General features: G+C 46.5%; 26 protein-coding genes. 9 read left to right on the top strand and 17 right to left on the bottom strand.

All coding sequences use genetic code 11. The features are described 5' to 3' along the window. Positions 1 to 121: 121 nt before the first annotated feature. Together F0251_RS04430 and bioH are read right to left on the bottom strand one after the other, a co-directional pair. Complete coding sequence (locus F0251_RS04430) at positions 122 to 595, bottom strand: hypothetical protein (RefSeq protein WP_017062472.1); 474 nt, start codon at positions 593 to 595, stop codon at positions 122 to 124. A gap of 176 nt (positions 596 to 771) precedes the next feature. Next, positions 772 to 1,548, bottom strand: a complete 777-nt coding sequence (bioH, locus tag F0251_RS04425; RefSeq protein WP_102423545.1) for a pimeloyl-ACP methyl ester esterase BioH — start codon at positions 1,546 to 1,548, stop codon at positions 772 to 774. A 93-nt stretch (positions 1,549 to 1,641) separates the two neighbouring features. On the opposite strand from bioH, the gene F0251_RS04420 reads away from it, so the two are divergent. From F0251_RS04420 to cysQ, 4 genes are all read left to right on the top strand, one after another. Continuing rightward, complete coding sequence (locus tag F0251_RS04420; RefSeq protein ID WP_171730403.1) at positions 1,642 to 2,355, top strand: ComF family protein; 714 nt, start codon at positions 1,642 to 1,644, stop codon at positions 2,353 to 2,355. Positions 2,356 to 2,464: 109 nt separating this feature from the next. Beyond that, positions 2,465 to 3,049, top strand: coding sequence for a Fe-S biogenesis protein NfuA (nfuA, locus tag F0251_RS04415; RefSeq protein WP_004741449.1), 585 nt, complete (start codon positions 2,465 to 2,467; stop codon positions 3,047 to 3,049). A gap of 289 nt (positions 3,050 to 3,338) precedes the next feature. Then, positions 3,339 to 3,890 (top strand): ADP compounds hydrolase NudE, encoded by a 552-nt coding sequence (gene nudE, locus F0251_RS04410; protein ID WP_061033119.1) that lies wholly within the window; start codon positions 3,339 to 3,341, stop codon positions 3,888 to 3,890. 35 nt (positions 3,891 to 3,925) lie between these two features. Continuing rightward, positions 3,926 to 4,753, top strand: coding sequence for a 3'(2'),5'-bisphosphate nucleotidase CysQ (gene cysQ / locus F0251_RS04405; protein ID WP_004741451.1), 828 nt, complete (start codon positions 3,926 to 3,928; stop codon positions 4,751 to 4,753). Between the two features lie 119 nt (positions 4,754 to 4,872). Here cysQ and F0251_RS04400 read toward each other — a convergent pair whose 3' ends face one another. From F0251_RS04400 to gspC, 12 genes are all read right to left on the bottom strand, one after another. Beyond that, positions 4,873 to 5,652: a type II secretion system protein N gene (locus F0251_RS04400; protein ID WP_171730402.1), complete on the bottom strand. Its 780-nt coding sequence runs from the start codon at positions 5,650 to 5,652 to the stop codon at positions 4,873 to 4,875. Position 5,653: 1 nt separating this feature from the next. Beyond that, positions 5,654 to 6,142, bottom strand: coding sequence for a type II secretion system protein M (locus tag F0251_RS04395; protein ID WP_061033118.1), 489 nt, complete (start codon positions 6,140 to 6,142; stop codon positions 5,654 to 5,656). A 20-nt stretch (positions 6,143 to 6,162) separates the two neighbouring features. Continuing rightward, positions 6,163 to 7,392: a type II secretion system protein GspL gene (gene gspL, locus F0251_RS04390; RefSeq protein WP_171730401.1), complete on the bottom strand. Its 1,230-nt coding sequence runs from the start codon at positions 7,390 to 7,392 to the stop codon at positions 6,163 to 6,165. Beyond that, positions 7,361 to 8,410, bottom strand: coding sequence for a type II secretion system minor pseudopilin GspK (gene gspK / locus F0251_RS04385; RefSeq protein ID WP_171730400.1), 1,050 nt, complete (start codon positions 8,408 to 8,410; stop codon positions 7,361 to 7,363). The genes gspL and gspK overlap by 32 nt, the downstream gene beginning before the upstream one ends. Beyond that, complete coding sequence (gspJ, locus tag F0251_RS04380; RefSeq protein ID WP_171730399.1) at positions 8,394 to 9,143, bottom strand: type II secretion system minor pseudopilin GspJ; 750 nt, start codon at positions 9,141 to 9,143, stop codon at positions 8,394 to 8,396. Before gspJ ends, gspK begins: the two co-directional genes overlap by 17 nt. After that, complete coding sequence (gene gspI / locus F0251_RS04375; RefSeq protein ID WP_105057736.1) at positions 9,130 to 9,504, bottom strand: type II secretion system minor pseudopilin GspI; 375 nt, start codon at positions 9,502 to 9,504, stop codon at positions 9,130 to 9,132. Before gspI ends, gspJ begins: the two co-directional genes overlap by 14 nt. Beyond that, positions 9,491 to 10,084, bottom strand: coding sequence for a type II secretion system minor pseudopilin GspH (gene gspH, locus F0251_RS04370; RefSeq protein ID WP_105057735.1), 594 nt, complete (start codon positions 10,082 to 10,084; stop codon positions 9,491 to 9,493). The genes gspI and gspH overlap by 14 nt, the downstream gene beginning before the upstream one ends. Positions 10,085 to 10,150: 66 nt before the next feature. Beyond that, positions 10,151 to 10,594, bottom strand: coding sequence for a type II secretion system major pseudopilin GspG (gene gspG / locus F0251_RS04365; protein WP_004741459.1), 444 nt, complete (start codon positions 10,592 to 10,594; stop codon positions 10,151 to 10,153). An 82-nt stretch (positions 10,595 to 10,676) separates the two neighbouring features. Further along, positions 10,677 to 11,900 carry a type II secretion system inner membrane protein GspF gene (gspF, locus tag F0251_RS04360; RefSeq protein WP_061033113.1) on the bottom strand — a complete coding sequence of 408 codons (1,224 nt, stop codon included), beginning with the start codon at positions 11,898 to 11,900 and terminating at the stop codon, positions 10,677 to 10,679. Position 11,901: 1 nt separating this feature from the next. Further along, complete coding sequence (gspE, locus tag F0251_RS04355) at positions 11,902 to 13,404, bottom strand: type II secretion system ATPase GspE (RefSeq protein ID WP_061033112.1); 1,503 nt, start codon at positions 13,402 to 13,404, stop codon at positions 11,902 to 11,904. Further along, positions 13,404 to 15,428 carry a type II secretion system secretin GspD gene (gene gspD / locus F0251_RS04350; protein WP_061033111.1) on the bottom strand — a complete coding sequence of 675 codons (2,025 nt, stop codon included), beginning with the start codon at positions 15,426 to 15,428 and terminating at the stop codon, positions 13,404 to 13,406. The genes gspE and gspD overlap by 1 nt, the downstream gene beginning before the upstream one ends. Positions 15,429 to 15,469: 41 nt before the next feature. After that, positions 15,470 to 16,351, bottom strand: a complete 882-nt coding sequence (gspC, locus tag F0251_RS04345; RefSeq protein ID WP_105057734.1) for a type II secretion system protein GspC — start codon at positions 16,349 to 16,351, stop codon at positions 15,470 to 15,472. Positions 16,352 to 16,681: 330 nt separating this feature from the next. On the opposite strand from gspC, the gene hslR reads away from it, so the two are divergent. The 4 genes from hslR to F0251_RS04325 all read left to right on the top strand — a co-directional run bounded on the left by hslR (position 16,682) and on the right by F0251_RS04325 (position 22,052). Continuing rightward, positions 16,682 to 17,068, top strand: coding sequence for a ribosome-associated heat shock protein Hsp15 (gene hslR, locus F0251_RS04340; RefSeq protein ID WP_004741464.1), 387 nt, complete (start codon positions 16,682 to 16,684; stop codon positions 17,066 to 17,068). An 18-nt stretch (positions 17,069 to 17,086) separates the two neighbouring features. Beyond that, the gene (gene hslO / locus F0251_RS04335) at positions 17,087 to 17,965 is read left to right on the top strand and encodes an Hsp33 family molecular chaperone HslO (RefSeq protein WP_171730398.1); all 879 of its coding nucleotides are present in this window, start codon (positions 17,087 to 17,089) and stop codon (positions 17,963 to 17,965) included. Between the two features lie 337 nt (positions 17,966 to 18,302). Next, positions 18,303 to 19,928 (top strand): phosphoenolpyruvate carboxykinase (ATP), encoded by a 1,626-nt coding sequence (pckA, locus tag F0251_RS04330; protein ID WP_105057732.1) that lies wholly within the window; start codon positions 18,303 to 18,305, stop codon positions 19,926 to 19,928. A 153-nt stretch (positions 19,929 to 20,081) separates the two neighbouring features. Beyond that, entirely contained in the window at positions 20,082 to 22,052 is a 1,971-nt protein-coding gene (locus F0251_RS04325) for an AsmA family protein (RefSeq protein ID WP_253821615.1), read from the top strand. Between the two features lie 44 nt (positions 22,053 to 22,096). Here F0251_RS04325 and F0251_RS04320 read toward each other — a convergent pair whose 3' ends face one another. Genes F0251_RS04320 through F0251_RS04310 form a run of 3 tightly spaced genes read right to left on the bottom strand, consistent with a single transcriptional unit; the run spans position 22,097 to position 24,399 of the window. Then, entirely contained in the window at positions 22,097 to 23,032 is a 936-nt protein-coding gene (locus F0251_RS04320; protein ID WP_004741468.1) for a bifunctional GNAT family N-acetyltransferase/hotdog fold thioesterase, read from the bottom strand. Positions 23,033 to 23,048: 16 nt separating this feature from the next. Further along, the gene (dtd, locus tag F0251_RS04315) at positions 23,049 to 23,483 is read right to left on the bottom strand and encodes a D-aminoacyl-tRNA deacylase (RefSeq protein WP_004741469.1); all 435 of its coding nucleotides are present in this window, start codon (positions 23,481 to 23,483) and stop codon (positions 23,049 to 23,051) included. Next, positions 23,455 to 24,399 carry a virulence factor BrkB family protein gene (locus F0251_RS04310; RefSeq protein WP_171730397.1) on the bottom strand — a complete coding sequence of 315 codons (945 nt, stop codon included), beginning with the start codon at positions 24,397 to 24,399 and terminating at the stop codon, positions 23,455 to 23,457. The genes dtd and F0251_RS04310 overlap by 29 nt, the downstream gene beginning before the upstream one ends. A 205-nt stretch (positions 24,400 to 24,604) precedes the next feature. Here F0251_RS04310 and F0251_RS04305 point away from each other — a divergent pair, with 205 nt between their 5' ends. Next, positions 24,605 to 25,246, top strand: coding sequence for a DUF2959 domain-containing protein (locus tag F0251_RS04305; RefSeq protein ID WP_032498329.1), 642 nt, complete (start codon positions 24,605 to 24,607; stop codon positions 25,244 to 25,246). Positions 25,247 to 25,260: the final 14 nt, after the last annotated feature.

The following is a 25,260-nucleotide window of genomic DNA, read 5'->3' as shown; positions in this document are numbered from 1 at the left end:
TAGCGCATTTGAAAAACAGATTCGCCTAAAACAGAAAACCTGCATCCCTTAGGGTATGCAGGTTTTTTTATTATTTGTTCAAAAAAGACATCGAAATTTAGCTGAATCATGAATTATCGATTCATAGCACTACTAACATTTCAGATGGAGCATGAGGCGCAACAGCATGACCATAATGATACTTTATGACCTTACGTCGTTTCTCCATCTGTCCCTCCTGAATCGCCGCATCTAAAACATGCTTTGGCAGGCGGAAACGCATGGTATAGCCTTTTCCTTGGTCAGCACTGTATGTTCTCAGCGCTAACAAGCTGAACAGCCGCTCAAAAGGGTCTTGTGGCTCTTCTTGGCTAACCGAATTGGCCTCTGACTCGTTCTCCATTTCATAACCTGGATGGTCTGAAGGATCCCAAGCCGACTGCTGCCTTCGTTTATCGTCCGACTTTACCTTGCGCTCTGCATTGGTTCTCGCCAATGCTACTGCGGGAGCAACAGGTTCTCGGACTTTATTATCACGCGCAACTTGCTCTGTTTGCACATTAACGGACGGGGCGATTAGTGGCACACTCACTGCAGTTGCAGGTGACACAATCATCGCGAACTCTCCTCAAGAATCGCCCATTGCTGCTGCCATAACACTCTTGTACTGAGTTAGCACAACATGTATGGCCCAAGTTACTGCACTCTGCTCAGGTGAGAGAGAGATGTCTGAGTATCATGCAGTGCATTGGTTAGATTATATATCGACCAAGATGGTGATAAATTTAGCAATTATTTTTGTGCGAAACTGACTAGCTCACTGCAGAAGGCATCCGCTTCCGTCATAAACGGTGCATGCGAGGATTGAGTGAAGATGTACTGCTCGGTGTGAGGTAGTGCATTGCCCAGATCTTTAGCGACCTTGATTGGCACCAGCCCGTCTAATCGACCGTACAAGCGCAGCATAGGAACGGAAATCTCCGGTAATTGTTCTCTTAAATCGACATCAGACAGCATCTTTAGTCCTGCCAATAATGATTCAGGGTTTGGTAATGGGCGGGACAGTACCGCTTGCTTAAGCTGTTTTACGTCTTGCCTTGCCGAAGGGCTGCCCATGGCTTGCAGGGCCATAAAACGTTCGATGGTGGTTTGAAAGTCTTCAACCAACTGTTCCGTAAACGCGGTTAATACGTTGGGTTGGATGCCGCGCCATAGTACCGGCTCTTTTGCGGCAGCGAATTTCGGTGAACTAGCAACCGTCACCAACTTGCTTACATAATCGGGATGATGCAATGCCATGTGCGTTGCGACCAAGCCACCAAGTGACCAACCGACCCAAATAGCTTGCTTAGGAGCTTCGGCCAATAGTTGCTGGGCTATCTCCTCAAGATCTTGAGCATGACAATGAGAGCTATGACCGTAACCAGGCAAATCGACAACGTGCACTCGGAAATCAGCCTCTAACGCATTTACGGTTTGCTGCCAGACTGCACCATTCATTCCCCAGCCGTGGACTAACACCAAATCGGGTCCCTGCCCTGAAACATGCCAATATAACGCGTCACTCATTCTCAATATTCCCTACTTTTTCCATCAGCGATAACCTGCACTTTTCAGTATGGTGAGCAAAAGGAACACCATAACCCAAAAGCATCGCGAGCTATGTTATCCGATTGGCTACAAAAACACACACCACGTCTGGTCACACCTCAATGTCACCTCTGCAAGCTAGATAAACAGCCTAATGATCACCACCCTCGATGGTGTGATAGTTGCCTAAAACTGTTCGAGCTCGTGCCTCGCTGTCAAAGGTGCGGACTGAAAACGGTCACAGCCGTCGAGCAATGCGGTGAGTGCTTGGCTGCCCCACCCCCTTGGCATCGGCTCTATTGTGTTGGTGATTACACCTTTCCAACCGCAGGCTATATCCAACAGATGAAGTATGCCGATAAATTCTGGTTTGCTCGAGATTTGTCGACCTTGCTCGCGTCACGCATCGAAGAACCAGCATCTCTCGTCACCAGTGTTCCCTTACATTGGCGTCGATACTTTCATCGTGGTTTTAATCAAAGTCAGCTACTGGCGCGTTACACCGCTCAAGACCTCAAGGTGGAGCATGCCGTTTTATTCAAGCGCATCCGTTCAACCGGTTCGCAGCAAGGGCTAACTAAATCAGCCAGAAAAAGTAACTTGAAAGGTGCATTCGCGATGAAAAACACCAGCTTCTCAGCGATGGATTACTCGCATGTCGCGATAATTGATGATGTTGTAACCACAGGCAGTACTGTGTATCAATTATGCCAATTATTACTTGAAGTAGGGGTGAAAAGGATTGATATTTACTGCATCTGCCGCACTCCTGAGCCCTCTGGATAACTGGCGTGAGTCGCTACTTGTACAGCAATCCAACAAAAAAGGGCTGAATTACAAATCTGACAGGAGTAGAATGGCTCTAATAGCCTACAAATTTACTCAGGTATTCGTCGTGTCAAATATTACTATTACAGAAACAGCTCAAACTCATTTTGCCAATCTGCTGTCACAGCAGCCTGAAGGTACAAACATTCGTGTGTTCGTGGTAAACCCGGGTACACAAAACGCAGAGTGTGGTGTTTCTTACTGCCCTACAGATGCTATTGAAGCGTCTGACACAGAGCTTAAATTCGAAGCTTTCTCTGCATACGTAGATGAGCTAAGCCTACCGTTCCTAGATGAAGCTGAAATTGACTTCGTTACTGACAAAATGGGCTCACAGCTAACACTTAAAGCACCAAACGCTAAGATGCGTAAAGTCGCAGACGATGCACCCCTTCTAGAACGTGTTGAATACGCAATTCAAACACAAGTTAACCCACAACTTGCTGGTCACGGTGGTCACGTTAGCTTGGTAGAAATCACTGAAGACGGCGCAGCTATCGTAGCATTCGGTGGTGGTTGTAACGGTTGTTCTATGGTTGATGTAACGCTAAAAGAAGGTATCGAAAAAGAACTTCTTCAACAGTTCGAAGGTGAACTGACTGCTGTTCGTGATGCAACTGAGCACGATCGTGGTGAGCACTCTTACTATTAATTTCTAATTTAGAGTTAATCGATATTTGAAAGGTTGATGCGCAAGCGTCAACCTTTTTTATTATATGGATGAGCAAGTTAGGACTATCGCGTTCTCTCTATACTCTTTTGTTATTCAGCAATATTTTCACCTCGTTACCATCTTGAGTAAGGTATTCAAGTGATCGTAATCGACTCCTGCTTCAATAATTTTCGGATATGAAAACTCGGATCTAGGAACTCAAGGTCATTTCCCCTATATTAGAATGACTTTACAAGAAAGAATTCAAATGAGCTAAGGAGCGAGCGCAATGACAAAAAGGACCAAGCCAGAGATTTTGGCTAAACAAACTGTCGCTCAATCAAGACTATTCTCTATCGAGTCTCTCGACTTACGCTTTTCAAACGGTGAAGAGCGCACTTACGAACGCATGAAGCCTAGCGGGCGCAACGCAGTGATGATGGTTCCGATTACTGAGCAAGGCGATATTCTATTAGTACGTGAATATGCAGCGGGAACTGAACGCTACGAGCTCGGCTTTCCGAAAGGACTGATTGATCCAGGTGAACAACCAAGTGACGCTGCGGTTCGTGAACTCAAAGAAGAAATTGGCTTTGGTGCTAACAAGCTCACTCCACTCAAGGAAGTGATTCTCGCCCCCTCTTACTTTTCTAGCAAGATGACGCTGTTTATCGCGGAAGATCTCTACCCAGAGAAGCTAGAAGGTGATGAACCTGAACCACTGGACATTGTGCGCTGGCCGCTTGCTCAAGCCGAAGAGCTATTAACGCATCTCGACTTCTGTGAAGCTCGCAGTATTACCGCCCTACTATTGACCCTTCGCTCGCTAAATAATAATTAAAGCCATAAGCGCCCCCGAAGAGTAAGAGAATATTTATGCCAACAACAAAAGATTTGTCTCATCTCCTACCCTCTGTGATTGAGGTTGCTCGCTCCGCAGGCCAACTCATCTTAGAGATCTACGAAAAGAAAGATTACGAAGAGTTCACCAAGAGTGACGACACGCCAGTCACCAGTGCCGATCTAGCTGCGCATAAACTGATCTCGAAAAAACTGAGTGAACTCACACCAGATATCCCTGTGCTATCTGAAGAGGCCGCTGACATTAGCCTAGAAAAGCGTGCACAATGGGACCGCTACTGGCTGGTTGACCCACTAGACGGAACACAGGAGTTCATCGCAAGAAGCGGTGATTTCGCGACAATTATCGCCTTAATTGAACACAACAAGCCGGTAATGGGTGTAGTGTATGCACCAGTTTCTGGTGTGAGCTATTACGCTTACAGCGGTAAGGGAGCTTGGAAGATTCCAGACCTTAACGACAGCGTTAAAATCAAAACGCATCGTCATGAGTTACCAAACCAATCTATTGCAATGGCGATCAGCCGTCGCCAAGACATCAATCGTATCACTAGCCGTATGAGTCCCGCTTGGAACTACGACTTAGTGCCATTAGGCTCTGCAGCACTCAAAGCCTGCTTAGTGGCAGAAGGTGCTGTCGATTGTTACTTGCGCCTTGGGCCTACTGGCGAGTGGGATACCGCCGCGACACAGTGCATCGTGGAAGAAGCAGGCGGACGTATCTTAAGCACGCAATTAGAGCCACTCTCTTACAATGAAAGAGAGACGCTAGAGAACCCGAACTTCATTGTTCTAGGTGATGCAGACTTACCATGGGCCGAGATCTTACAGAGCAAAGATTAGGGTCTGTTGACCTAAGCTAGCTGGTACAGCATTAAAATAAAATGGGCACCTCGATGAGGTGCCCATTTTTAATGTCTTGTTATCGGATAACCAGCAGAGCTTAGTTATTAAGAAGCTAACTAGAAGCGTCCTTGATAGCTAAACTGGTACTTACCTTGGCTATCTGGATTACCAAGCCACTTAAGCTGACTCTGCATGGCTGCCGGGAATTCTGCACCCGGTTTGAACCATGCTGCCGAGGTGTAGCTTTGATTTGGTGTAACGTTCGCAGAGAACTCGCTATCCACTTGAGCACTCTTCTGGGAGCCCTTGGCTGCCAGTGTATTATCTTCACAAGTGATGTCAGCAATCACAGGCCCAAGGTCCAGCGCCCCCACAGGCGAGTCTACTGCAGCACCGGACCAAGCCACAGTGCCTTCACCAGACTGACACCAAGGTTGAGCATGAACCGCATGCTTGATCGTCAGCTCAACCTGTCCACCAATTGAAACCGGGACTGGAATCGCTGGCGCATATTTCATCACGTTAGCAGCGGGCATTGATGCGACTAAGTTTTCCGCATACGCACCACTCATGCTGTACCCAACGCGCCCTTTTCCTGACAAGTTCATGTCGCTATTACGACCAAAACGAACCGCTAATTCAGCTTTGGCTTGGAAGAGTTTAGAGAACTGGAAGTCCCACTGTACTGAACCGTAATTAACGCGCTGCCAAGAAATATTATTAGCGCTGCCTTGCCAAACCGTTCCTTCAACACCTTCAATATTCAAGCCACGCACAGCCGGTGCATGTTTGATTACAAAAGAGGCCGGTAGATGCAGCAACAGACTAACCGAGAAAAAGACAATAAAGATGCCGCCAAAAAGTAAACCTAACTTCAAAGATAAACCGCGTTTCACATTAACCTCGTTTAAACTGTAGTCGGTTGACCTCAATAACCCCTGGGTTATCGGAGCGATCAATGTCCATAAACTCAACTTCGACACCCTGCTTCTCTTTCAAGTATGTCAGCCAATCTACGAACTGATTAAAAGGCACAGGTTTCACCCAGACTTGCAGCATCTCGCCACGCGGCTGAACTCGAATTAATTCAATCTTGAAACGACGCATAGAAGCTGGCACAGATTGGTTTAAAGGCTGGCTAGCAACAATCCCACCACTTCCTCGCAGCTCCACCACTTCGTTGGCTTTATTGGTTACCCAAGTCAGCAGTTGCTTCTCACTTTGAATACGGTTTTGCGCCATCTCAGCTCGCTGACTAAGCGGCTGCAATAGCCCCCAGTACACGATGCCTACCACCAATAGAATAGAACAACCGATCACTAATCGTTGCTCTCTTTGACTTATTGAAGTCCACCACGCTTGGAGTGGCTCAATCATATTTCTCATCACTGATCTCCTTACGCAGTTTATTGACGGGGTTTAAGGGTAAAGCTACCAAATACGGCATCACCATTACGATTCAATGGCCCTTGCTCAACGGTAAACTTCTCTTCAAGTTTCACTCGCGCAGTCTCGAAATGTTGGAAGTCAGAACTTTTCGCTTCCAATCTCACCTCTGAGCGGTTGCCGTCGTAGCGAATACTATTCACTTCGATGGCTTTCACTTGTCCTAAGGTTTCTGGCAGTAACGCTAGCCATCCAAGTAAGGAATCACCATCACCCGAGCCACCATATTTCTTAGCTTCGTCGTTCATCTGGCGCTTAAGGTAGCTGACCGTCGGAATACGTTGCTTGCCCGGAAGTACGCTTCTAAAAATACGTTCACTCTCCGTTCGGTACGCTTCGGCTTGTGCTTCGTACTGCTGAACCTTTAAGACTTGTTGAGTGACGATCACCGCCACCAGCAAACAAGCTGCGATCGCTACTTTTTGCCATACACGCCAGTACTTACTGAATGAAGATTTGGTTTTAAAGGTGCCAGTCAGTAAGTTTACGCCACTTGTGATGGCTTGTTGGCTCAGTAAAGACATCACCAGTTCAGCAGGCTTAGCTTGCCACTCAATGCCACTTTGCTGTTGAACGTCATCACTTGGCAGCGCGGTGTAGCTAAAAATCGTTGGTGATTGCTCTTCGTCATCTAAGGCAACCCAATCGCTTTGTAAGAACATCGCTAGCCACGCCTCATTGATCGACACTGCTTGATAGTTGCTTTGACGCAATAACCAATGTTGGTCGACCTGTAGCGCACTGATGCCCTGATCTTCTAAAGGCAACGCTAAGGTATCAGGCAATACTTTACGAAAGATAATGTTAGCTTCGCGGAAAATATCCAGCGCCTGCTTCAGCCACTCGCGTTCCACACCACACACGGTGGCATGCGTTGCGTCTTTATCTAGAATAGTCAGATGTAAGTCTTCGATATCTTGCGCGACTTCGTCTTCTAATAAAAACGGCAGCATAGAATCGAACTGGCGAGCAGCACCCTTCGGGATCTCAACACGCTTAATTAAGCACTCATTTCCCGGCAATAAAGCGATACAACTGCGTTTTTCAGCGTAAGGCGTTAACTCACCAAGCTGATCCCAGCTAGACAGTTCACCACTTGCTATCACTTCTTGTTGGCTTGTCGACCAAACTAACCACTGCACTGGGCTCTGTGGTTCGCTACTCAGTCGAACGGTCAGAAACTCGCTCACTGATTCCTCCAAAACGACGGCGTACCACCGTCACTGTTTCTCGATTACTACTATAGAAAAGCGTTCGTATACGTACACGAGATTGCTCAACTAAAACCTCTGCATCTAGCTCAAAATAGGCGCTATCTACAGTTAAATATGCTTTTGCTTTTTTGCTGACTTCAGCACTGACCGCGGTAATGGCGCTCTCGGCCATGAAGTCATCTACGGTGTCCCAGCCATCAAACGGGCGTTTATCAATCAGCTGTTTCGCATCCGACTCACTTAAGCCAGGTGCAAACATCGCTTCCAATAACGGCGCTTGTTGCTCCGTCAATGTGTTCACGTTCAGTCGAAAATCATCGGTCGGTAAGGCACACACAAAAGGACGAACCTTATTCATGACTTCACCAGTCACCTGATACACCGCTCTTAGCTCAGACTCATCCGCCATTAAACCGTTTGCTGCGACATAAGGTGGCTTCATCGCCTCATAGGTGCTGTCCTCGACGCCTGCTGAAGAAGTTGCTCGAGTATCGCTATCGACAAACTCCCAGCTTGAATGCGCGATAACCTCAGCCTGATAAGGCTCAACGTCTTGGTTTTCCAATAAGGTTTGCCAAACCGTCACTAGATAAGGTGTCTGGTTGCTGGAAGTGGTTGTCACTCCAGCCAGTACATTGAGATTAAAACAAGATTGCGCATCAACAATACGCCCCTTAACTTGTCCATAATCTAACGGGAATACCTGCTCTTCTAACGCCCACGGCTGACTTAAGTTGACCGTATCACTGTCTTTGTAGCTTTGCCTAATACCATCTTGCACGAGCGCTTCAACGCCTATGCTATACCAATAAGCTTGTTGGTAATTCAGTTGGTTACCAACGCGTTTAAATTGAGTAAACAAGCGCTCCGACATGCTGCCTGCGATGGTTGCCATTATCGCCAGTAACATCAGGATAATGATCAGCGCGACACCACGTTGCTTACGTCCTAACGCTCGTCTCGTTAATGCAAGCTGATTAGTTCGAGGCATCATCGTTCCCCTCGCTACTGCCTGAAGAGTCACTGTTTGAGTCACCACCAACCTGATCTAGGGTGCCACTTGGTGTCAGATAAATTCGCTCTACCTCACCATAATCTTTTAACGTCAGCTTAAGTCTCACCGCCTTCGGTAACGACTTATCAGCTTGCCACTCTTTGCCCCAACGCTTTCCGTCGTAGAACTCGAACTCCAAAGTTTCAACATCATCAAGCAAAGGGGTAATAACCGCTTCCTGCCCCGCAGGTGTATCTGGGTAGCGCCACCATACGCGTTCGAGGGTCTCTTCTTTAAGGCGGTAGCCCACTTTAGTGACTTCACCTCGAGGGAACTGCTGCTGTGGGTTGTGCCAGCCAAGACGAGTAAACACGATGCCAATGCTATCGGAGTCCAATAAATACTCTTTCACTATAATCAGCTTAGATGATGCTTCCTCACCATCAGTACGAAATTGTCGCACTGCCATCTGGCGAAAATCATTATCTAAGATAACTAAACTACGCTGCAGTTGATTCAAACGAGCGCTGCGCTCAGCTGAAAGCTCGTTGCTTCGCTGCACCTGATTCACTACTTGATAGGCCGCCATGCTCAGTGTGGCAAAGATAGCGATTGAGACCAAAACTTCAATTAAGGTAAAACCTCTCCCTTTTGAAGATAGACCTTGTTTGCGAGCCATACTGTTATTTACCGTCATGCTTTTAACTAACCGCATTCTCTTAGTTGACCACATAACTGCGCACCGTAACGACTGGAGAAGCTTGCTTGCTGGTTGCCACGCTGACATCAAAAGCTTTCAGCAGATTATCAGCCGTATCAATTGGGGTAACTTTCCAAAACCACTCTCGACCCGCCAACTCTTGCGTGCCTTGTGTCTTTTTCAGCTTCTCCGGGTGTAACATCACCAAAGCCATTTGATTATCAACGACCATAGCCGCGAAGGTCTTTTCTTCTAAATAGCTCAATGTATTGATGTGCTGGGTTACGGCACGAATCACACTGATCGCCGCAGTAGCAAATATCGCGAGTGCCACTAACACCTCAAGTAGCGTCATACCACGAGAGCGATAAGGAGAACGGTTATTCCTCTTCATCTTCTTCTCCTGGTTCCAACAGTCGAATCACACCATTATCCGACGCTTTAATGCGCCACCCATCTTGGATGGTATCGCCTGTATTGGGATAAAAAGAGAGTGTAAATGGTGTCACTTCAGCACTCGACAAGATGTAGATTTGAGGTGGCTTAGGTTTCTTTTCTTCTTCAAGGTCAGCAAACATATCTTCATCAAATAAACTTCCTGGGTTGAATAACCGATCATCGTCTGCCCATGCGCCACCGCCTAAGCTGAGTGATAGAGCAAGATCTTCCGGTAACTCTGTTGAAGAGGGTATTTTTTCGAATTCGACTTCCTGCCAACCTTCAGACTTCAGCGTCATCAGAACATAGGTCGATTTCTTTTCATCGATGCGAATGCCAAAATCCAACCCACTCAAAATCGCTTCTTCACTAAGTAACTGAACTCGTTGATAGAAACTTTGAGCGTATTTTTTGGCGACATCTTTACTATTGGTAGGAATGGTCGCAATCACTGCGACCGCCGTTACTGAAAGTAATACCAACACCAAAAGAATCTCAATCAAGGTGAAACCTGGCTGTTTGTGCGTAGTTTTCACCTTGCAGACTCCATATGTTTACGTCCGACCATCAAATAACGGCGTCAAGCGACAATAAGCCTAGGCTTACTGAAAGTCTTGCATGTTCCAGTTACCGATATCCGCAGCAATACCTTCACCACCTTCTTGACCATCAGCGCCAAGTGTAAAGATATCGATAGTGCCGTTATCACCAGGGCTTAGGTATTGATACTCGTTGCCCCATGGGTCGTTAGGTAGACGCTTGATGTAGCCGCCATCACGGTAGTTACGTGGCTCTGGGCTGCTTGGCTTAGAAACAAGTGCATCAAGACCTTGATCCGTTGTTGGGTAAACGCTGTTATCCAGCTTGTACATATCTAGCGCGTTCTCTAGCGCGACGATATCTGTGATGGCTTTTTGTTGATCAGCCTTCTCTTTGTTACCCAATAGGTTAGGTACAACAAAGCTCGCCAGCACGCCAAGGATAACCACAACCACCATCACCTCTAGTAGAGTAAAGCCTGATTGTTTCTTCATTTTGTTTTTCATTATTTTCTCCAAATTACAGACAACGAGTTGAGGGGAATATTGTCCTTCTTCTCGATGATCCAAAAACGTTCTACGAACAGTGTTAGCCGCTCATTAAGTTGTTCATTTCAAGCATTGGCATCAGAGTCGCCATCACAATAAACAGCACCAAACCTGCCATCAGAGCGATAAGTGCCGGGGTAAAAATGCCTAACGCAATGTTTACCGTCGACTCAAAGCTTTGGTCTTGGTTATCGGCTGCACGAGTCAGCATCTGCTCTAATTGACCACTCTGCTCACCACTAGCAATCATGTGCAGCATCATCGGCGGGAAGAGCTTAGTATGATCAAGCGCTTTACGCAGGCTTGCCCCTTCTCTCACGCTATCTGATGCTTGTAATACTTGTTGTTTGACATGGTGGTTCGACATAACGTCAACCGCAACCTTCATCCCCTCAAGGATTGGAATCGCACTTGAGGTACAAATTGAAAGTGTGCGTGCAAAGCGAGAGGTGTTGATACCTTTCGCTATCTTGCCGATCAGCGGGATACTCAACAATTTGCGATCCCAACTTAGACGCACGCCCGGTCTTTTGAGCGCGGTCTTAATCAACACAATCACACCAATGATCAGCAACAGTAATTGGATGCCCCAATCCTGGATAAATTCACTCGATGCCAATAAAAATTGGGTCGATTGAGGAAGCTCTTGTCCCATCTGGATGATTGGTTCAACGATCTTGGGTACTACCGTTGCTAATAGGAACGAAACGATAGTCACCGCAAACACCACCAGCACCACAGGGTAGATCATCGCTTGCAGCAGCTTAGAGCGCATCTTTTGGCGATTTTCGGCGTAATCGGCTAATCGCTCCAGTACCGCGTCTAAGTGCCCAGATTTCTCACCTGCCGCCACCATGGCTCTGAACAGTTCGTCAAAGATGTGCGGGTAATCAGCCAAGCTATCCGCTAGCGAGTAGCCTTCCGTCACTTTAGAACGAACCGCCAATAACATAGTGCGAATGCGAGGCTTCTCCGATTGCTCTGCCACGGCCTTCAAACACTCTTCTAGCGGCATGCCTGATTGAACCAATGTAGAAATTTGGCGAGTAATCAAAGCAAGGTCTGGCGTGCTGATACCACGCTTAAAACCAGTAGAAGGCGCGCTGCCTCCCTTACTGCTTTTTGCTTTGGCTTCAGCCATTTCAACCGGTATTAAGCCTTGTTCTTTTAAGCGCTGACGAGCCTGACGAGCGTTATCCGCTTCAATCGAGCCCTTTTTACTTTTGCCTTTGGCATCCAGCGCTTTGTATTCAAATGCCGCCATACTAGACTTCCTTGGTCACTCGCATCACTTCTTCTAGGGACGTTACCCCTTTCAGAACTTTGCTCAAGCCATCCTCTCGAATACTTGGGGTTGTGCCACGAATTGCTTTCTCGATCGCTTGCTCACCCGCTTCGCTGTGAATCAGCTCTTGAACCGATTCATCAACCATCAGTAATTCATGAATACCAGTACGGCCTCGGTAACCTTTATGGCTACAGTGCTCGCACCCCTTGGCATGGTAAAGGGTCAGGCTGTCTTTCTTCTTCAAGCCAAACAGCTTTTTCTGCTCTTTGTCCGCTTCATAAGGCTCTTTACAGTCGTTACACAAGGTACGAACTAAGCGCTGGGCCAAAACACCCAGCAGTGAAGAAGAGATAAGGAATGGTTCGATGCCCATGTCGCGCAGACGCGTAATCGCACCAACTGCGGTATTGGTATGGAGGGTCGACATCACTAAGTGACCCGTCAAAGAAGCTTGAACGGCAATCTCCGCGGTCTCTAAGTCCCGAATCTCACCAATCATCACCACATCCGGGTCTTGACGAAGAATCGCACGTAAACCACGAGCAAAGGTCATATCAACCTTAGGGTTCACTTGTGTTTGACCAATACCATCGATATCGAACTCGATTGGATCTTCAACGGTAAGGATATTGCGTTCGTTGCTGTTGAGCTCTTGCAGGCCTGCATACAAGGTTGTGGATTTACCCGAACCTGTTGGACCCGTTACCAAGATAATGCCGTGCGGACGTTGAATGAGTTTACGGAAGTTCTCGTGGTTCTCTGCCGTCATACCTAAACTGTGCAGATCTAGGCGGGTCGCGTTTTTATCCAACAGACGCATTACCACACGCTCACCGTGTGATGAAGGCATGGTTGATACACGAACATCGACTGCTCGGCCACCAATACGCAGTGAAATACGACCATCTTGCGGCACGCGTTTTTCCGCAATATCCAACTTCGCCATAACCTTTACACGTGACACTAGCAGCGGCGCCAATTTACGGCTTGGTGCAAGAACATCACGCAGCACACCATCAATACGGAAACGGATCGATAGCGACTTCTCAAAGGTCTCGATATGGATATCCGAAGCACCTTCTTTGATCGCCTCCCCCAGCATCGCGTTGATTAGCTTGATGATTGGCGCATCGTCTTCTGACTCAAGCAAGTCTTCATCTTGTGGCAGCTCCTCCGCCAACGAGAAGAAGTCATCACTGTCAGCACCAATGTCTTCCATTAATTGACGCGCTTCTGAAGAGTCACGTTGGTACGCATCGGTCAGTTTTTTATCAAATTCATCGGCAGTGATCGCTTGTGGTGTGAAACCATCTTTCACTACACGGCTCACCTCGATGATCGCCGCTGATTTCAGTGGTTCAACATAGTACAGTGTCGGTGCGCGCTCTGGGTGCTGATACTCCAGCACCATTTTGTAACGATTCGCAAAGCTAAACGGCAAGCGCTGATAAGTTCGTGCCGCCCCTACCAATTCAGCCATTATTCTGTTTCCATCTGTTCAATGAAGGCTTGAAGTTCAGCCGGGTAACTCATGCTTTCGCCAAATTTAGGCAGCACTGGAATATTATCGTCATCCATCAGCTTCAGGCCCTGCTCTGACTTATACAACTGCTCAGCACGAATAAAGTTGTATTTACGCTGAGTAATACCATCGGCCGTCATACCATCACGAATAATGGTCGGCTTGATGAATACCATTAGGTTCTTTTTCTCGACCTGAGTACTAGTAGATTTAAATAAGTAACCAAGGTATGGAATATCTCCCAGGATTGGTACTTTTGCCTCGCTTTCTAGTGCACGCTCATCAATTAAGCCACCAAGTACCAACATTTGACCATCTTCAATCATGACTGATGTGTTCAACTGTCGCTTAGCAAAACGAACATCGACTGCACCATTTGCACCCAACACATTCGATACTTCTTGCTCAATGTTCAGCTGTACTGAGTTGCCTTCGTTGATTTGTGGAACCACTTTAAGCTTGATACCGACTTCTTTACGCTCAACGGTTTGGAATGGGTTGTCGTTGCTTGAGCCCGCCGTCGAGCCAGTAAGAACCGGTACTTCCTCACCAACAATGAACGACGCCTCACCATTATCCATCACGGTAATACTTGGAGAAGACAGGATGTTTGAGTTTGAATCAGTCGAAACGGCACTGATCAAGGCTGTCCAATCTCCCATAACAATAGGTAATGCAGCTCCATTCAAACCGCCAAGCGCAGAAGCTAGCGTACTGTAATCACCCTCTTCTGTGGTAGTTTCGTTACGTAAAAAGTTGCCATCTGAGTCATAAACAGCTGTAGTCGATGTCGTATCTTTAGCCTCTTCAAGACCAACCATTACTTCACCAATTTTGGGGCCACCGTTAGAGAACTGAATTGCTCCACCGTTCTCTAAAGAACCCCACTGCACACCAAGGTTAATTCCATCACCTTCTGCCATCTCAACAATCAGAGCTTCGATCAGTACTTGAGCACGACGAATATCTAGCTGAGCAATCACGTCTTGCAGCGCATTCATGATGTCAGGTTGTGCGGTAATGACTAACGAGTTGGTATCGCTGTGCGCCGAAATCACGACTTTATCGCGTTGAGATGAGCTACCTTTGGTTGAAGTTTGCTTCTCTGACTGCAGGTTGTCCGACACACCCTTCAGTACATCAACTAAGTCTTCTGCTTTTGCATACTTAAGGTAGATAACTTGGTTGTTGCCCTTGGTTGCCATCTCAACATCAAGTTGCTCAATCAGCTTTCTTAAACGGCTACGAACCTTAGGGTCACCTGAGATAAGGATTGCATTGGTACGCTCGTCCGCAACCAATTTAGGCTGTAGGAAAGCTGGGGTGTTTTTCGCATCGGTGGTTTTATTCAACGCATCGACAATACGTACCATCTCAGCAGCTGAAGCATTCTTTAGCTCAACCACTTCGATCTCTTTATCACCCGCTTGGTCAACACGCTTGATGATTTCAGCTAAGCGGTTTACAACCGCCGCGCGACCAGTGATTAGAATGATATTCGCTGGGTCGTAGTGCACAACGTTGCCCGCGCCCGCATTATCGTTCAGTTGGCGAAGCAGAGGAGAAAGCTCACGAACCGAGACATTACGAACGGTAACAACGCGTGTTACTACGCTGTCGCCCGCGATAGAATCACGATCACCGACAACAGGAATGGCAGAGGTTTTAGAGTCTTTAGCCTTGATGATCTTCAGAACACCTGAGTCCATTTCAACGACCGCATAGCCGTAAACCTCTAATACATTGAGGAAGAAGCTGTAATATTGTTCTTCATTGAGTACGTCATAACTGCGCACATCAATTTTTCCGCGCACCGATGGGTCAACGATGATCGTTTTCTCAAGGTTACGGCCAACAATATTAATAAACTCTTGAATGTCAGTGCCTTTAAAGCTGGCACTAAAATCATTAGCGAAGGCTGCGGGTGTGCAGATTAAGCTTCCTGCCAATAACCATGCACTTTTCTTAAACCAATGCTTCACGTACTTCTCCTACACTTTCGTCTTTCGTTAGACGCAAAGTTTTAAAATTCAATAAACACTTCATGTTGTTGTCCATCTCGCTCAACGACCAGATTTAACTCTGTCAGTTCTGAGATTGAACGGAATATGTTGCCCATCGCGGCTGGGTCTGTCAGATCTTGACCATTTAACTGAGTTGCAATATCTCCGTTTTGGAGCCCAACAGAGTTAAAAAGTTCTGAATCTTTGCCAGGGCTCACACGATAACCGATCACACTATCGTCGCGTTTCACCTGAGACAATCGAACATATTGGAAGATTTGTTGCGGGTCTTTCATTATCTTCGCTTTAATCTCATCAAGCTTCTCTTCTGCAGAAGCCGGGTTATTACCACGAACTGAAGAAGAGGCACGACGTGGTGCAGGTTCTGATACCGCTAAACGCTTGTACTCAATACCTTCTAGCATCAGCGTTTCATCACGACCTGAGTTATCAATGATCACGCGGTCGATTAACACGGCTTTTAGTTTAGCTCTGGTGCCTTCTATCTGTTCATTGATCCCATAAGTCGCTTGCGTACCACGGTTGGCAATCACCGCTAAGCTCAATTCAGGGTTAGAACTGGCAACCGCACCAACCAAGACGAGGTTAAGGCGTGTCTTGGGTGCATCTTGAATCACTTGTTGCTCAACCACTGCGGATTTGCTTGGGTTATAGGCACCAAACATGTTGCTCTGTTGTAAAGAAGAGATATCTAGAGTCGACTGAGGCGTAGCAGACGACGACACCGTTGCTTTCCAAGGCACAACCGTTTGCTCGGCAGGTTCAACAAACCAGACAAGTTGTCCTAAAATCCATGCTGAAGCGGCAATGAGTACACAACAAGTGGCGATACTCAGTTTCTGCTGAAGCACAAATCCATTATCTAATAAGCGGCTCAACATAGGAGAATTTCCTATACGATTTTTGAGCTCTAAAAAGTTCACTTCCCTTGCCCCTTCTCATGACAACAAACGCTGCAAACTATTAAACTTTCAGCTTTTTTATTCATTCGTTCGATACCGAGCTTATATAAGCATAAGATCTTGAACTATATCATAGCAAATCGATAAATCGGCATTACATAGCGATTTTGCAATATGACTTGAAAAAAATGCTAACCGCCTCCACATAAAACTTCTACCTAATGTGATAAGCATCATCAAAAACATGTTGCGCACTGTTCACTACAGTTAAACCGCATTCATTTCTCACTTAATAAGGCACAGCCCTATATGAAAACTTCTAATGAAGCTGTCAGACTCGATAAATGGTTGTGGGCAGCACGCTTTTACAAAACTCGGTCTATTGCTCGTAACATGGTCGATGGTGGCAAAGTCCACTATAATGGTCAGCGCAGCAAGCCAAGTAAGATTGTCGAACTTGGGGCAGTTATTACACTGCGCCAAGGTAATGAAGAAAAGACGGTAACGATCGAGAAAATCTCAGCCCATCGTGGTGGAGCACCGATCGCTCAAACCCTCTATGAAGAAACCACCGAGAGCTTGGCAAAAAGAGAAGAGTTTGCAAAACAGCGTAAACTGCATGCACATAACCCAGCTCCAGAGCGTCGCCCTGATAAAAAGCAACGTCGTGACATCATCAAGTTCAAGCATCAATAAGCTAGAAGGAATAGCCAAATGGCAAACAATGTTTTAAATCGCTACCTATTTGAAGACCTATCAGTACGTGGTGAATTGGTACAAATGGATGAAGCGTACCAACAGATTATTTCTAGCAAGGAATACCCAGCTCCAGTACAAAAGCTGCTGGGTGAGCTATTGGTTTCAACTACGCTACTAACTGCGACCCTAAAATTTGAAGGTTCTATCACTATGCAGCTGCAAGGTGACGGCCCGGTATCTCTAGCAGTTATCAATGGCGACCATAACCAAAAGATTCGCGGTGTTGCTCGCTTTGAAGGCGAAATTGCTGACGACGCAGGTCTACACGACCTAATGGGTAAAGGCCACCTAGTGATCACTATCGACCCTAAGAAAGGTGAACGTTACCAAGGTATCGTTGGTCTTGAAGGTGACACACTAGCTCAAGTACTTGAAGGTTACTTCGCGAACTCTGAGCAGCTTAGGACTCGTCTATGGCTACGTACTGGTGAGCACGAAGGCAAAGCACACGCTGCAGGTATGTTGCTGCAAGTTATGCCTGATGGTACTGGTACTCCAAATGACTTCGAGCACCTAGAACAGCTAACAGACACAGTGAAAAACGAAGAGCTATTCTCTCTAGAAGCAAACGAACTGCTTTACCGTTTGTACAACCAAGAGAAAGTACAACTTTTCACACCACAGCCAGTTGAATTCTTCTGTGGTTGTTCTCGTGAACGCAGCGCAGCAGCGATCATTACCGTTGCTCAAGAAGAGATTTACGACATCCTAAGTACTGAAGGTAGCGTTGCTCTTCACTGTGATTACTGTGGTACGAACTACTCGTTCGACAAGAACGACGTTGATGCACTGTATGCAGAAGCAGCAGATAAAGGCAGCAATACGGTTCATTAATTTACGTCGTGCCAAAAACACGTAATTTACCCCAAAAAGGTCAGCACTAAGCTGGCCTTTTTTGTGATCAAAATAGCGCAAACTTCGTAACATCTCGTAATAAAATCACCGCTTAATTTTAATCAATTAATAATGTTCCCGCCCCTAGCGCAAAGGTTTGCGTACAGGATAGACTAGTTAGGCCAATATGTGACGAGACACTTAAAACCCCATGGTTAATATGGATATTTTTTGAGCTGTATCCCTGTTTCCCCCGAGTCTCGTTGCTAGCATGGTGAGCAGATAACAATAAAAAATTAATACAAAATCCCTACAAAATATCCTACAAGGAGCACCTATGACCGTTATGGAACATACTAAGGCTGCACAAATTGATCTAACTAAGCACGGACTTACTGGCGTTACCGAAGTTCTTCGCAATCCTAGCTATGAGCAGTTATTCGTTGAAGAAACACTGCCAGGTTTGGAAGGCTACGAAAAAGGCGTAGTAACGGAGCTAGGTGCTGTTGCTGTTGACACTGGTATCTTTACTGGCCGCTCACCGAAAGATAAGTACATTGTTAAAGATGACACGACCCGCGATACCATGTGGTGGTCAGATCAAGGCAAAAACGATAACAAACCGATCACAACTGAAGTATGGAACGAGCTAAAAGAGCTTGTAACAACTCAGCTATCTGGCAAGCGCCTGTTTGTGATTGACGGTTACTGTGGTGCTAACCCAGATACACGCTTAAGTGTACGTATTATCACTGAAGTAGCGTGGCAAGCGCACTTCGTTAAGAACATGTTCATTCGTCCAACAGACGAAGAGTTGGCAACGTTCGAGCCAGATTTCGTGGTAATGAACGGTGCTAAAACAACCAACCCTAATTGGGAAAAACAAGGCCTAAACTCTGAGAACTTCGTTGCTTTCAACCTAACAGAGCGAGTTCAAATCATCGGTGGTACTTGGTACGGCGGTGAGATGAAGAAAGGCATGTTCGCAATGATGAACTACCTACTTCCTCTGCAAGGTATTGCTTCAATGCACTGTAGTGCGAACGTTGGTGAGAAAGGCGATGTAGCGGTATTCTTCGGCCTATCGGGCACAGGTAAAACAACGCTATCAACAGACCCTAAACGTGAACTAATCGGTGATGATGAGCACGGTTGGGATGACGACGGTATCTTCAACTTTGAAGGCGGTTGTTACGCGAAGACGATCCGTCTATCTAAGGAAGCAGAACCAGAAATCTATAATGCAATCCGTCGTGATGCACTGCTAGAAAACGTAACGGTTCGTGGCGATGGTTCTATCGATTTTGATGACGGTTCTAAAACAGAAAACACTCGTGTTTCTTACCCGATTCACCACATCGACAACATTGTTAAGCCAGTATCAAAAGCAGGTCACGCTCAAAAGGTTATCTTCCTGACTGCTGATGCATTTGGTGTATTACCACCAGTTTCTAAACTGACTCCAGAGCAAACGAAGTACCACTTCCTATCTGGTTTCACAGCGAAACTAGCAGGTACAGAGCGCGGTATCACAGAGCCGACTCCAACCTTCTCTGCAGCGTTCGGCGCGGCGTTCCTAACGCTTCACCCAACTCAGTACGCTGAAGTACTTGTAAAACGCATGGAAGCAGCTGGCGCTGAAGCTTACCTAGTAAACACGGGCTGGAACGGTACTGGCAAACGTATCTCTATCCAAGATACGCGTGGCATTATCGACGCTATCCTAGATGGTTCTATCGACAAGGCTGACACTAAGGTTATCCCTATGTTCAACCTAGAAGTGCCTCTAGCGCTGCACGATGTTGACCCAGCGATCCTAGATCCACGCGACACATACACAGACCCACTACAATGGGAAAGCAAAGCGAAAGATCTAGCAGAACGCTTCATCAATAACTTTGATAAGTACACTGACAACGCTGAAGGTAAGTCATTGGTTGCGGCAGGCCCACAACTCGACTAATCCAAGCATCTGCTCGGGCTTAGCCAAAAGCGAACGCCCATTTAAAACGATATTTTTGTAGCAAGCCCCTCTTTTGAGGGGCTTTTTTGTTGATGCTTGCCCCTTTTTGTTCCACTCTGTTTTAAGACTATTGAAATGTAAGGCTTTCAGGGAATGAAAAAGGTATTCATGGTGTTCGGCATTGTGTTGGCTATCGCCGTTGCGGTTATCGCAGCGTTGCTATTAAGCCTACAGACTCAATACCGTGCGGATGTTGCTAACTTTTTTATCAAGCACACGGTTGACCAACCGGTGGTCATTGAAGATGTCGAATATCAAGCGCCTTATCACATCACCCTAATGGGAATCACCTATACCCAACCAGAAAAGCAACCACCTCTGTATATTGATAAGGTCGATCTCTGGTTCAGCCCTGACTCTCTCATTGAAGCCAAACTCGTCTTAGACTCTGTATTAATCAGTGGTATCCAGTTGGAAGCGAACGATCTAGAAACGCTCTCACCACTGTTAACCGAACAAAAGCTCAAGCTCCGCCAGTTGGCGATCAATAACCTGGATTTTTCAACCAACAGCTTTAATGTGCGAGGCATCGACCTGCAGATCGCCGATCCAACCTTTAGCAATAATCAAACACTGCTGCCTTACGGCAAAACCCAACTTTCCGCTTCGCAACTCTATTGGCAAGGTGAAGCCTTCGATAACCTTCTGATCGACCTTGACCTTAAAGCGAGCGACAGCACCCTTTATGGCGCTTCGTTTGAGTGGCGCGGAGCCAAAATTTCTGGGCAAGCAGAGCAATATAAGCATGATTGGTCATTAGTGAACGTTACCGTTGATGGCTTACGCCTCAACCAGCAGCAAACTCAGAGCCTAGTGAGCAAAGAGTGGGATGTAGCGGGCATTCGTATCAACCATATCAACAGCTTAGATATTTTACGTAGCGACATCGAATGGCAAAGCGGACATCTTGCAGCCTTTGATGCTTCATTAGAAAACATCAAGTTACCTTTCGAACTGTGGAGACAACAGAAAGCGCTTTTCTCTCTGCAAGCCGAAGGAGTCACTGTTGATGATGACATGTTTGTCGAGCCAAATATCAAGCTAAGCCTAGAGCCAAACCAGATACAGATTGAAGATTTCTACGCTCAAGTCCTGCAAGGCACCGTTCAGCTCAACGGCGAAGTCACGCCCAGCAGCATTGAATTAGCGCAGCTCGATCTGCAAGGCATTAAATGGGTCACAGAAAACCAAGATAAACCTCTGCCAGCCATGCGCCTATTACCTTGGCTTAAAGAGCTTCAGCAAGTCTCTATAGAACGATTGAATGTAGAACGGACCCAACTTATCCAGCTTGCACAAAAGCCTTACTGGCAAGTCTCTGGGCTGCACATTGAAGGACACCAAGTTCAACTTCTGCAAGATAGAAAGCTAGGTTTGTGGCAAGGGAAGCTGATGGCGAGCGCCAATGATGCCAGCTACCAAAGTATTCTCAGCGCACAGCCTGTGGTTGAAATGAATAGCGAACAAGGGAAATGGACGCTGACACGTCTGTTTGCACCTCTCAGAAATGGCTACATTGAAGCTAATGCGACACTCGATTTTAACCAAATAAGCAAACCGTGGAGTGTCGACATCTCCGCAGATGGTTTGCCTATCTCACCCATGTTGCAGCAACTCGACTTACCACTCGATGCAACAGGTTATAGTGAGTTTGAGCTTCAAGCTTCTGGTCTCTACGGTGATTCGCTCATGTTGGGCTATTCAACCACAGGTCAACTTAAAGGCAGCGTTCGCCAGGGTGTGATGACCTTTAACGATAAGCTTTCTGAAACCTCGACCGATAACGTGTTTGAAATCCCTGAACTCAGCGCGAATTTTGACCGTGGTCGCTTCACACTAGAACCGATGCACATTATTGGTGCATCGGCCGTAGAAGAAGGCTCACAAAGAGTTCAAACGCTTAATGGTGAGGTTTCTGGAGAGCTAGACCTACTCAAAGCAGAGCAACACTCTCTCTCAATTATGCTGTCCGACCCATGCAACCAAGTCTCTGGCAAACTTGATCAACCGGAGTACACAGCGATTAATGACTGCCAACAAAAAAGCGCCACTCCAAAGGAGTAGCGCTTTCAATTCATAACTCAAGCTATCATCAAGCAAGCGTGAAGTTATTCGCTCACCTTGCTGTCACTCGACAGGATCTTCTTGTAGTCAGGGATCAACATATAGGTTCCGGTAAACTCTACCGCTTCCACGTCGCCACTATGAATGGTCACGTGAATAATGATACGAGCCTTTCTTCCTGATGCGAGGCGATCCAAATCACCACTGATACCATCTAAAGAAGTAGAAGCGACAGGGTTTTGCTCGACCGGATGACGGTAACGAATATTACTGTCTGCCAGAACGATGTCGCCGGTTAGGCCGCGCTCTTTCATCAATAACCACGTCATCCCCCAACCTGTTAAGGTTGCCAGAGTAAAAGCAGAGCCTGCAAACATGGTGTTGTGTGGGTTCAGATTTGGGTTTAGCTGAGCACTACACTCGAACTGATAACCTGTGTACTGGTTTATCTTGATGCCCATCTTATCGCTGATAGGGATCTGGTGCTCCCAACGCTGCTGAAGCTCATTACACCATTCAGGCTTGCGCAGAACATCTGCCATTGGATCAAGCGGCTTCACCATCTGTTGGTGACGAACAGGACCACGTTGGTCGTTAATCTCACCACGACGCTCAAAACTGTTCTTTTCATAGAATGAAATCGCATCTTCACGCGCGTTACACACCAAGCGCTTAGCGCCCTCTTGGCGAGCCAGCGACTCTAGTGCGACTAAAATCAGTGAGCCCATGCCTTTACTACGGCGAGAGTTTTTTACCGCCATGTAGCGGATCTGGCCTTCGAGATCTGGGGTGATATACAGACGACCAATCGCCATCGGACGACCTCGCCCATCCACAATCATGCGATGGTGACTCATGCCATCGTATTCGTCACGCTCAGAACCTACAGGCATTCGCCAAGGTTCACGCAACATCTGCCAACGAAAATGGTAATACTTGTTCAGTTGATTTTCGGTGGTTGGGGTTATGAGTTTAAACATGCTTATTCCTTTAAGCTTAAACCTGCAGCCAGAATGTTACTGGGCCATCATTAACCAGAGACACTTTCATGTCGGCTGCAAATCGGCCACGTTCCGTTGGCAATACTGATTCACATTGGTCAGAGAAATAATTGTAAAGACGCTCGGCATCTTCTGGATGAGCACCACGAGAAAAACCTGCTCGTGTACCTTTTTTGGTATCGGCTGGCAGTGTGAATTGAGAAACTACTAATACCTTGCCATTCACCTGCTTCACGTTGAGGTTCATTTTATCGTCTTCATCTCCAAAGACACGATAAGTCGTCACTCGTTCCATCAAACGTTTCGCTTTGGCTTCGTCGTCACCTTTTTCTACGCCTAATAGTACTAATAAGCCTTGTTCTATCTCACCAACTACTTCGCCATCAACACGGACGGCAGCTTCACTTACTCTCTGAATCAGTGCTATCACTGTTGTTTCCTTGCTCTGTGATTTTGTCGTTATCCGTGGAGTGTACCATTATTTTTTGCGTCTCACTCCACTCTTCCTTTTCACCGAGCGCAGCTGTCACCTCAGCCCCCACCAGCACTATCAGCCAGCATAAATAAACCCAAACAAACAGAATCGGGATAGCCGCTAACGCGCCATAGATCACCTGATATGAAGGGAACTGAGTAATATAAGCAGCGAAGCCTTTCTTACTGAGTTCGAACAGTAATGCCGCCACCAAAGAACCAGCGGCTGCATGAGAAAAGTGGATTTTCTTATTCGGTACCAATAGGTATAAACCAAAGAACGCAAAGAAAGAGAGAATCAGAGGGAGTTTGCGAATCAGAGTATTAAAGGCGCCAGATACCACTTCGTTTTGTAGCAAGCTTAATGATGTCACATATGAGGTGGCTGCAATGCTCGCCCCAACCAAGATTGGCCCGAGAGTGAGCACCATCCAGTACATCGAGAAAGACAGCACTGCACGTCGCTTCTCGGTAACACGCCAGATGTAATTTAGGTTCTTATCGATATTAGAGATCAGCATCAACGCAGCGATGAATAAGAACACACTACCAACCGCAGTCATCTTGCCGGTATTGGCAACGAACTCCAACAAGGCACCGTGTACCGCATCCCCTGACGCTGGAACAAAGTTAGTAATGATGAAGTTTTGAATCACGATACCCACATCCGCGAACACAGAGAATGATGACAAGATAGAGAGCAAAACCGTCAACATGGGTACGATTGAGAGTAAGGTAATGTACGCCAAATACCCCGCATTCACGTTAACTCGATCATGCGTCATGCGCGCTAAAAGATAGCGAAAATACTGGAGGCTAAGTATGCCGACCTTTCTTATCTTCAACTTGTAACTCCCTGGTAACTCGTTCATAGTCCTAATTATTACTCCGATATATCAATCACAGTGAATAAGTGTTCAAAAATAGCGTAGGAAAAAGGCTTGAGAACAAGGCAGAGTTTTTTGATAAGTAGTTATTCTACAATCAAAAATTCTAACGCCGTTATCTAGCATTTTAACAAGCTAGGTTGAGCGGTTATTTACTACGATTGATATTATTTAACTATAGGAAACAAGGATGCCTTATTTAATAGTTATAGTCCTCTCTATTTTTACTCTTACTGGATGCCAATCCGCTTATTACTCTGCAATGGAGCAAGTGGGCTATCACAAACGTGACATCATGGTCGACAGAGTAGAAGATGCAAAAGAGTCGCAGCAGGATGCTCAGGAAGAGTTTACCAGCGCACTTGAAGCACTCAGCAGCCTGACTAATTTCAGTGGCGGCGACCTAGAAGACATGTACAACAAAATAAACGATAAATACCAAGACAGCGAAAAAGCAGCGCAAAATGTGAGTGACCGAATCGCTGCGATTGAAGATGTGTCTGATGCGTTATTTGAAGAGTGGCAAGCCGAACTCGACCTCTACACCAGTGACTCCCTACGTCGATCGAGTGAACAAAAACTGCGTGAAACTAAATCGTCTTACCAAACCATGCTGTCAGCCATGAAGCGTGCAGAGAAGAAGATGGACCCAGTACTCAATACTCTGCGAGACAACACCCTTTATCTGAAACACAACCTCAATGCGAGTGCGGTTGGTTCACTGCAAGGTGAGTTTATGAGCCTAGAAAAAGACATCGCGTACGCGATCAAACAGATGAATGCAGCGATTGCCGAGTCGGATAAATTCCTTGCTCAGCTGAATCAAAAGTAGACAAAACAAGATAA

This window comes from Vibrio sp. 070316B (assembly GCF_013114115.1).
In the GTDB taxonomy this organism is placed as follows: Bacteria; Pseudomonadota; Gammaproteobacteria; order Enterobacterales; family Vibrionaceae; genus Vibrio; species Vibrio chagasii_B.
This window is presented reverse-complemented; position numbering and strand designations above follow the sequence as displayed.

Bases quoted from the DNA above. Each gene is read 5' to 3' on its own strand.
- F0251_RS04430 (WP_017062472.1), bottom strand. From the start codon at position 595: ATGATTGTGTCACCTGCAACTGCAGTGAGTGTGCCACTAATCGCCCCG.
- bioH (WP_102423545.1), bottom strand. From the start codon at position 1,548: ATGAGTGACGCGTTATATTGGCATGTTTCAGGGCAGGGACCCGATTTG.
- F0251_RS04420 (WP_171730403.1), top strand. From the start codon at position 1,642: ATGTTATCCGATTGGCTACAAAAACACACACCACGTCTGGTCACACCT.
- nudE (WP_061033119.1), top strand. From the start codon at position 3,339: ATGACAAAAAGGACCAAGCCAGAGATTTTGGCTAAACAAACTGTCGCT.
- cysQ (WP_004741451.1), top strand. From the start codon at position 3,926: ATGCCAACAACAAAAGATTTGTCTCATCTCCTACCCTCTGTGATTGAG.
- F0251_RS04395 (WP_061033118.1), bottom strand. From the start codon at position 6,142: ATGAGAAATATGATTGAGCCACTCCAAGCGTGGTGGACTTCAATAAGT.
- gspK (WP_171730400.1), bottom strand. From the start codon at position 8,410: ATGATGCCTCGAACTAATCAGCTTGCATTAACGAGACGAGCGTTAGGA.
- gspJ (WP_171730399.1), bottom strand. From the start codon at position 9,143: ATGTGGTCAACTAAGAGAATGCGGTTAGTTAAAAGCATGACGGTAAAT.
- gspI (WP_105057736.1), bottom strand. From the start codon at position 9,504: ATGAAGAGGAATAACCGTTCTCCTTATCGCTCTCGTGGTATGACGCTA.
- gspG (WP_004741459.1), bottom strand. From the start codon at position 10,594: ATGAAAAACAAAATGAAGAAACAATCAGGCTTTACTCTACTAGAGGTG.
- gspF (WP_061033113.1), bottom strand. From the start codon at position 11,900: ATGGCGGCATTTGAATACAAAGCGCTGGATGCCAAAGGCAAAAGTAAA.
- gspE (WP_061033112.1), bottom strand. From the start codon at position 13,404: ATGGCTGAATTGGTAGGGGCGGCACGAACTTATCAGCGCTTGCCGTTT.
- gspC (WP_105057734.1), bottom strand. From the start codon at position 16,351: ATGTTGAGCCGCTTATTAGATAATGGATTTGTGCTTCAGCAGAAACTG.
- hslR (WP_004741464.1), top strand. From the start codon at position 16,682: ATGAAAACTTCTAATGAAGCTGTCAGACTCGATAAATGGTTGTGGGCA.
- hslO (WP_171730398.1), top strand. From the start codon at position 17,087: ATGGCAAACAATGTTTTAAATCGCTACCTATTTGAAGACCTATCAGTA.
- pckA (WP_105057732.1), top strand. From the start codon at position 18,303: ATGACCGTTATGGAACATACTAAGGCTGCACAAATTGATCTAACTAAG.
- F0251_RS04325 (WP_253821615.1), top strand. From the start codon at position 20,082: ATGAAAAAGGTATTCATGGTGTTCGGCATTGTGTTGGCTATCGCCGTT.
- F0251_RS04320 (WP_004741468.1), bottom strand. From the start codon at position 23,032: ATGTTTAAACTCATAACCCCAACCACCGAAAATCAACTGAACAAGTAT.
- F0251_RS04310 (WP_171730397.1), bottom strand. From the start codon at position 24,399: ATGAACGAGTTACCAGGGAGTTACAAGTTGAAGATAAGAAAGGTCGGC.
- F0251_RS04305 (WP_032498329.1), top strand. From the start codon at position 24,605: ATGCCTTATTTAATAGTTATAGTCCTCTCTATTTTTACTCTTACTGGA.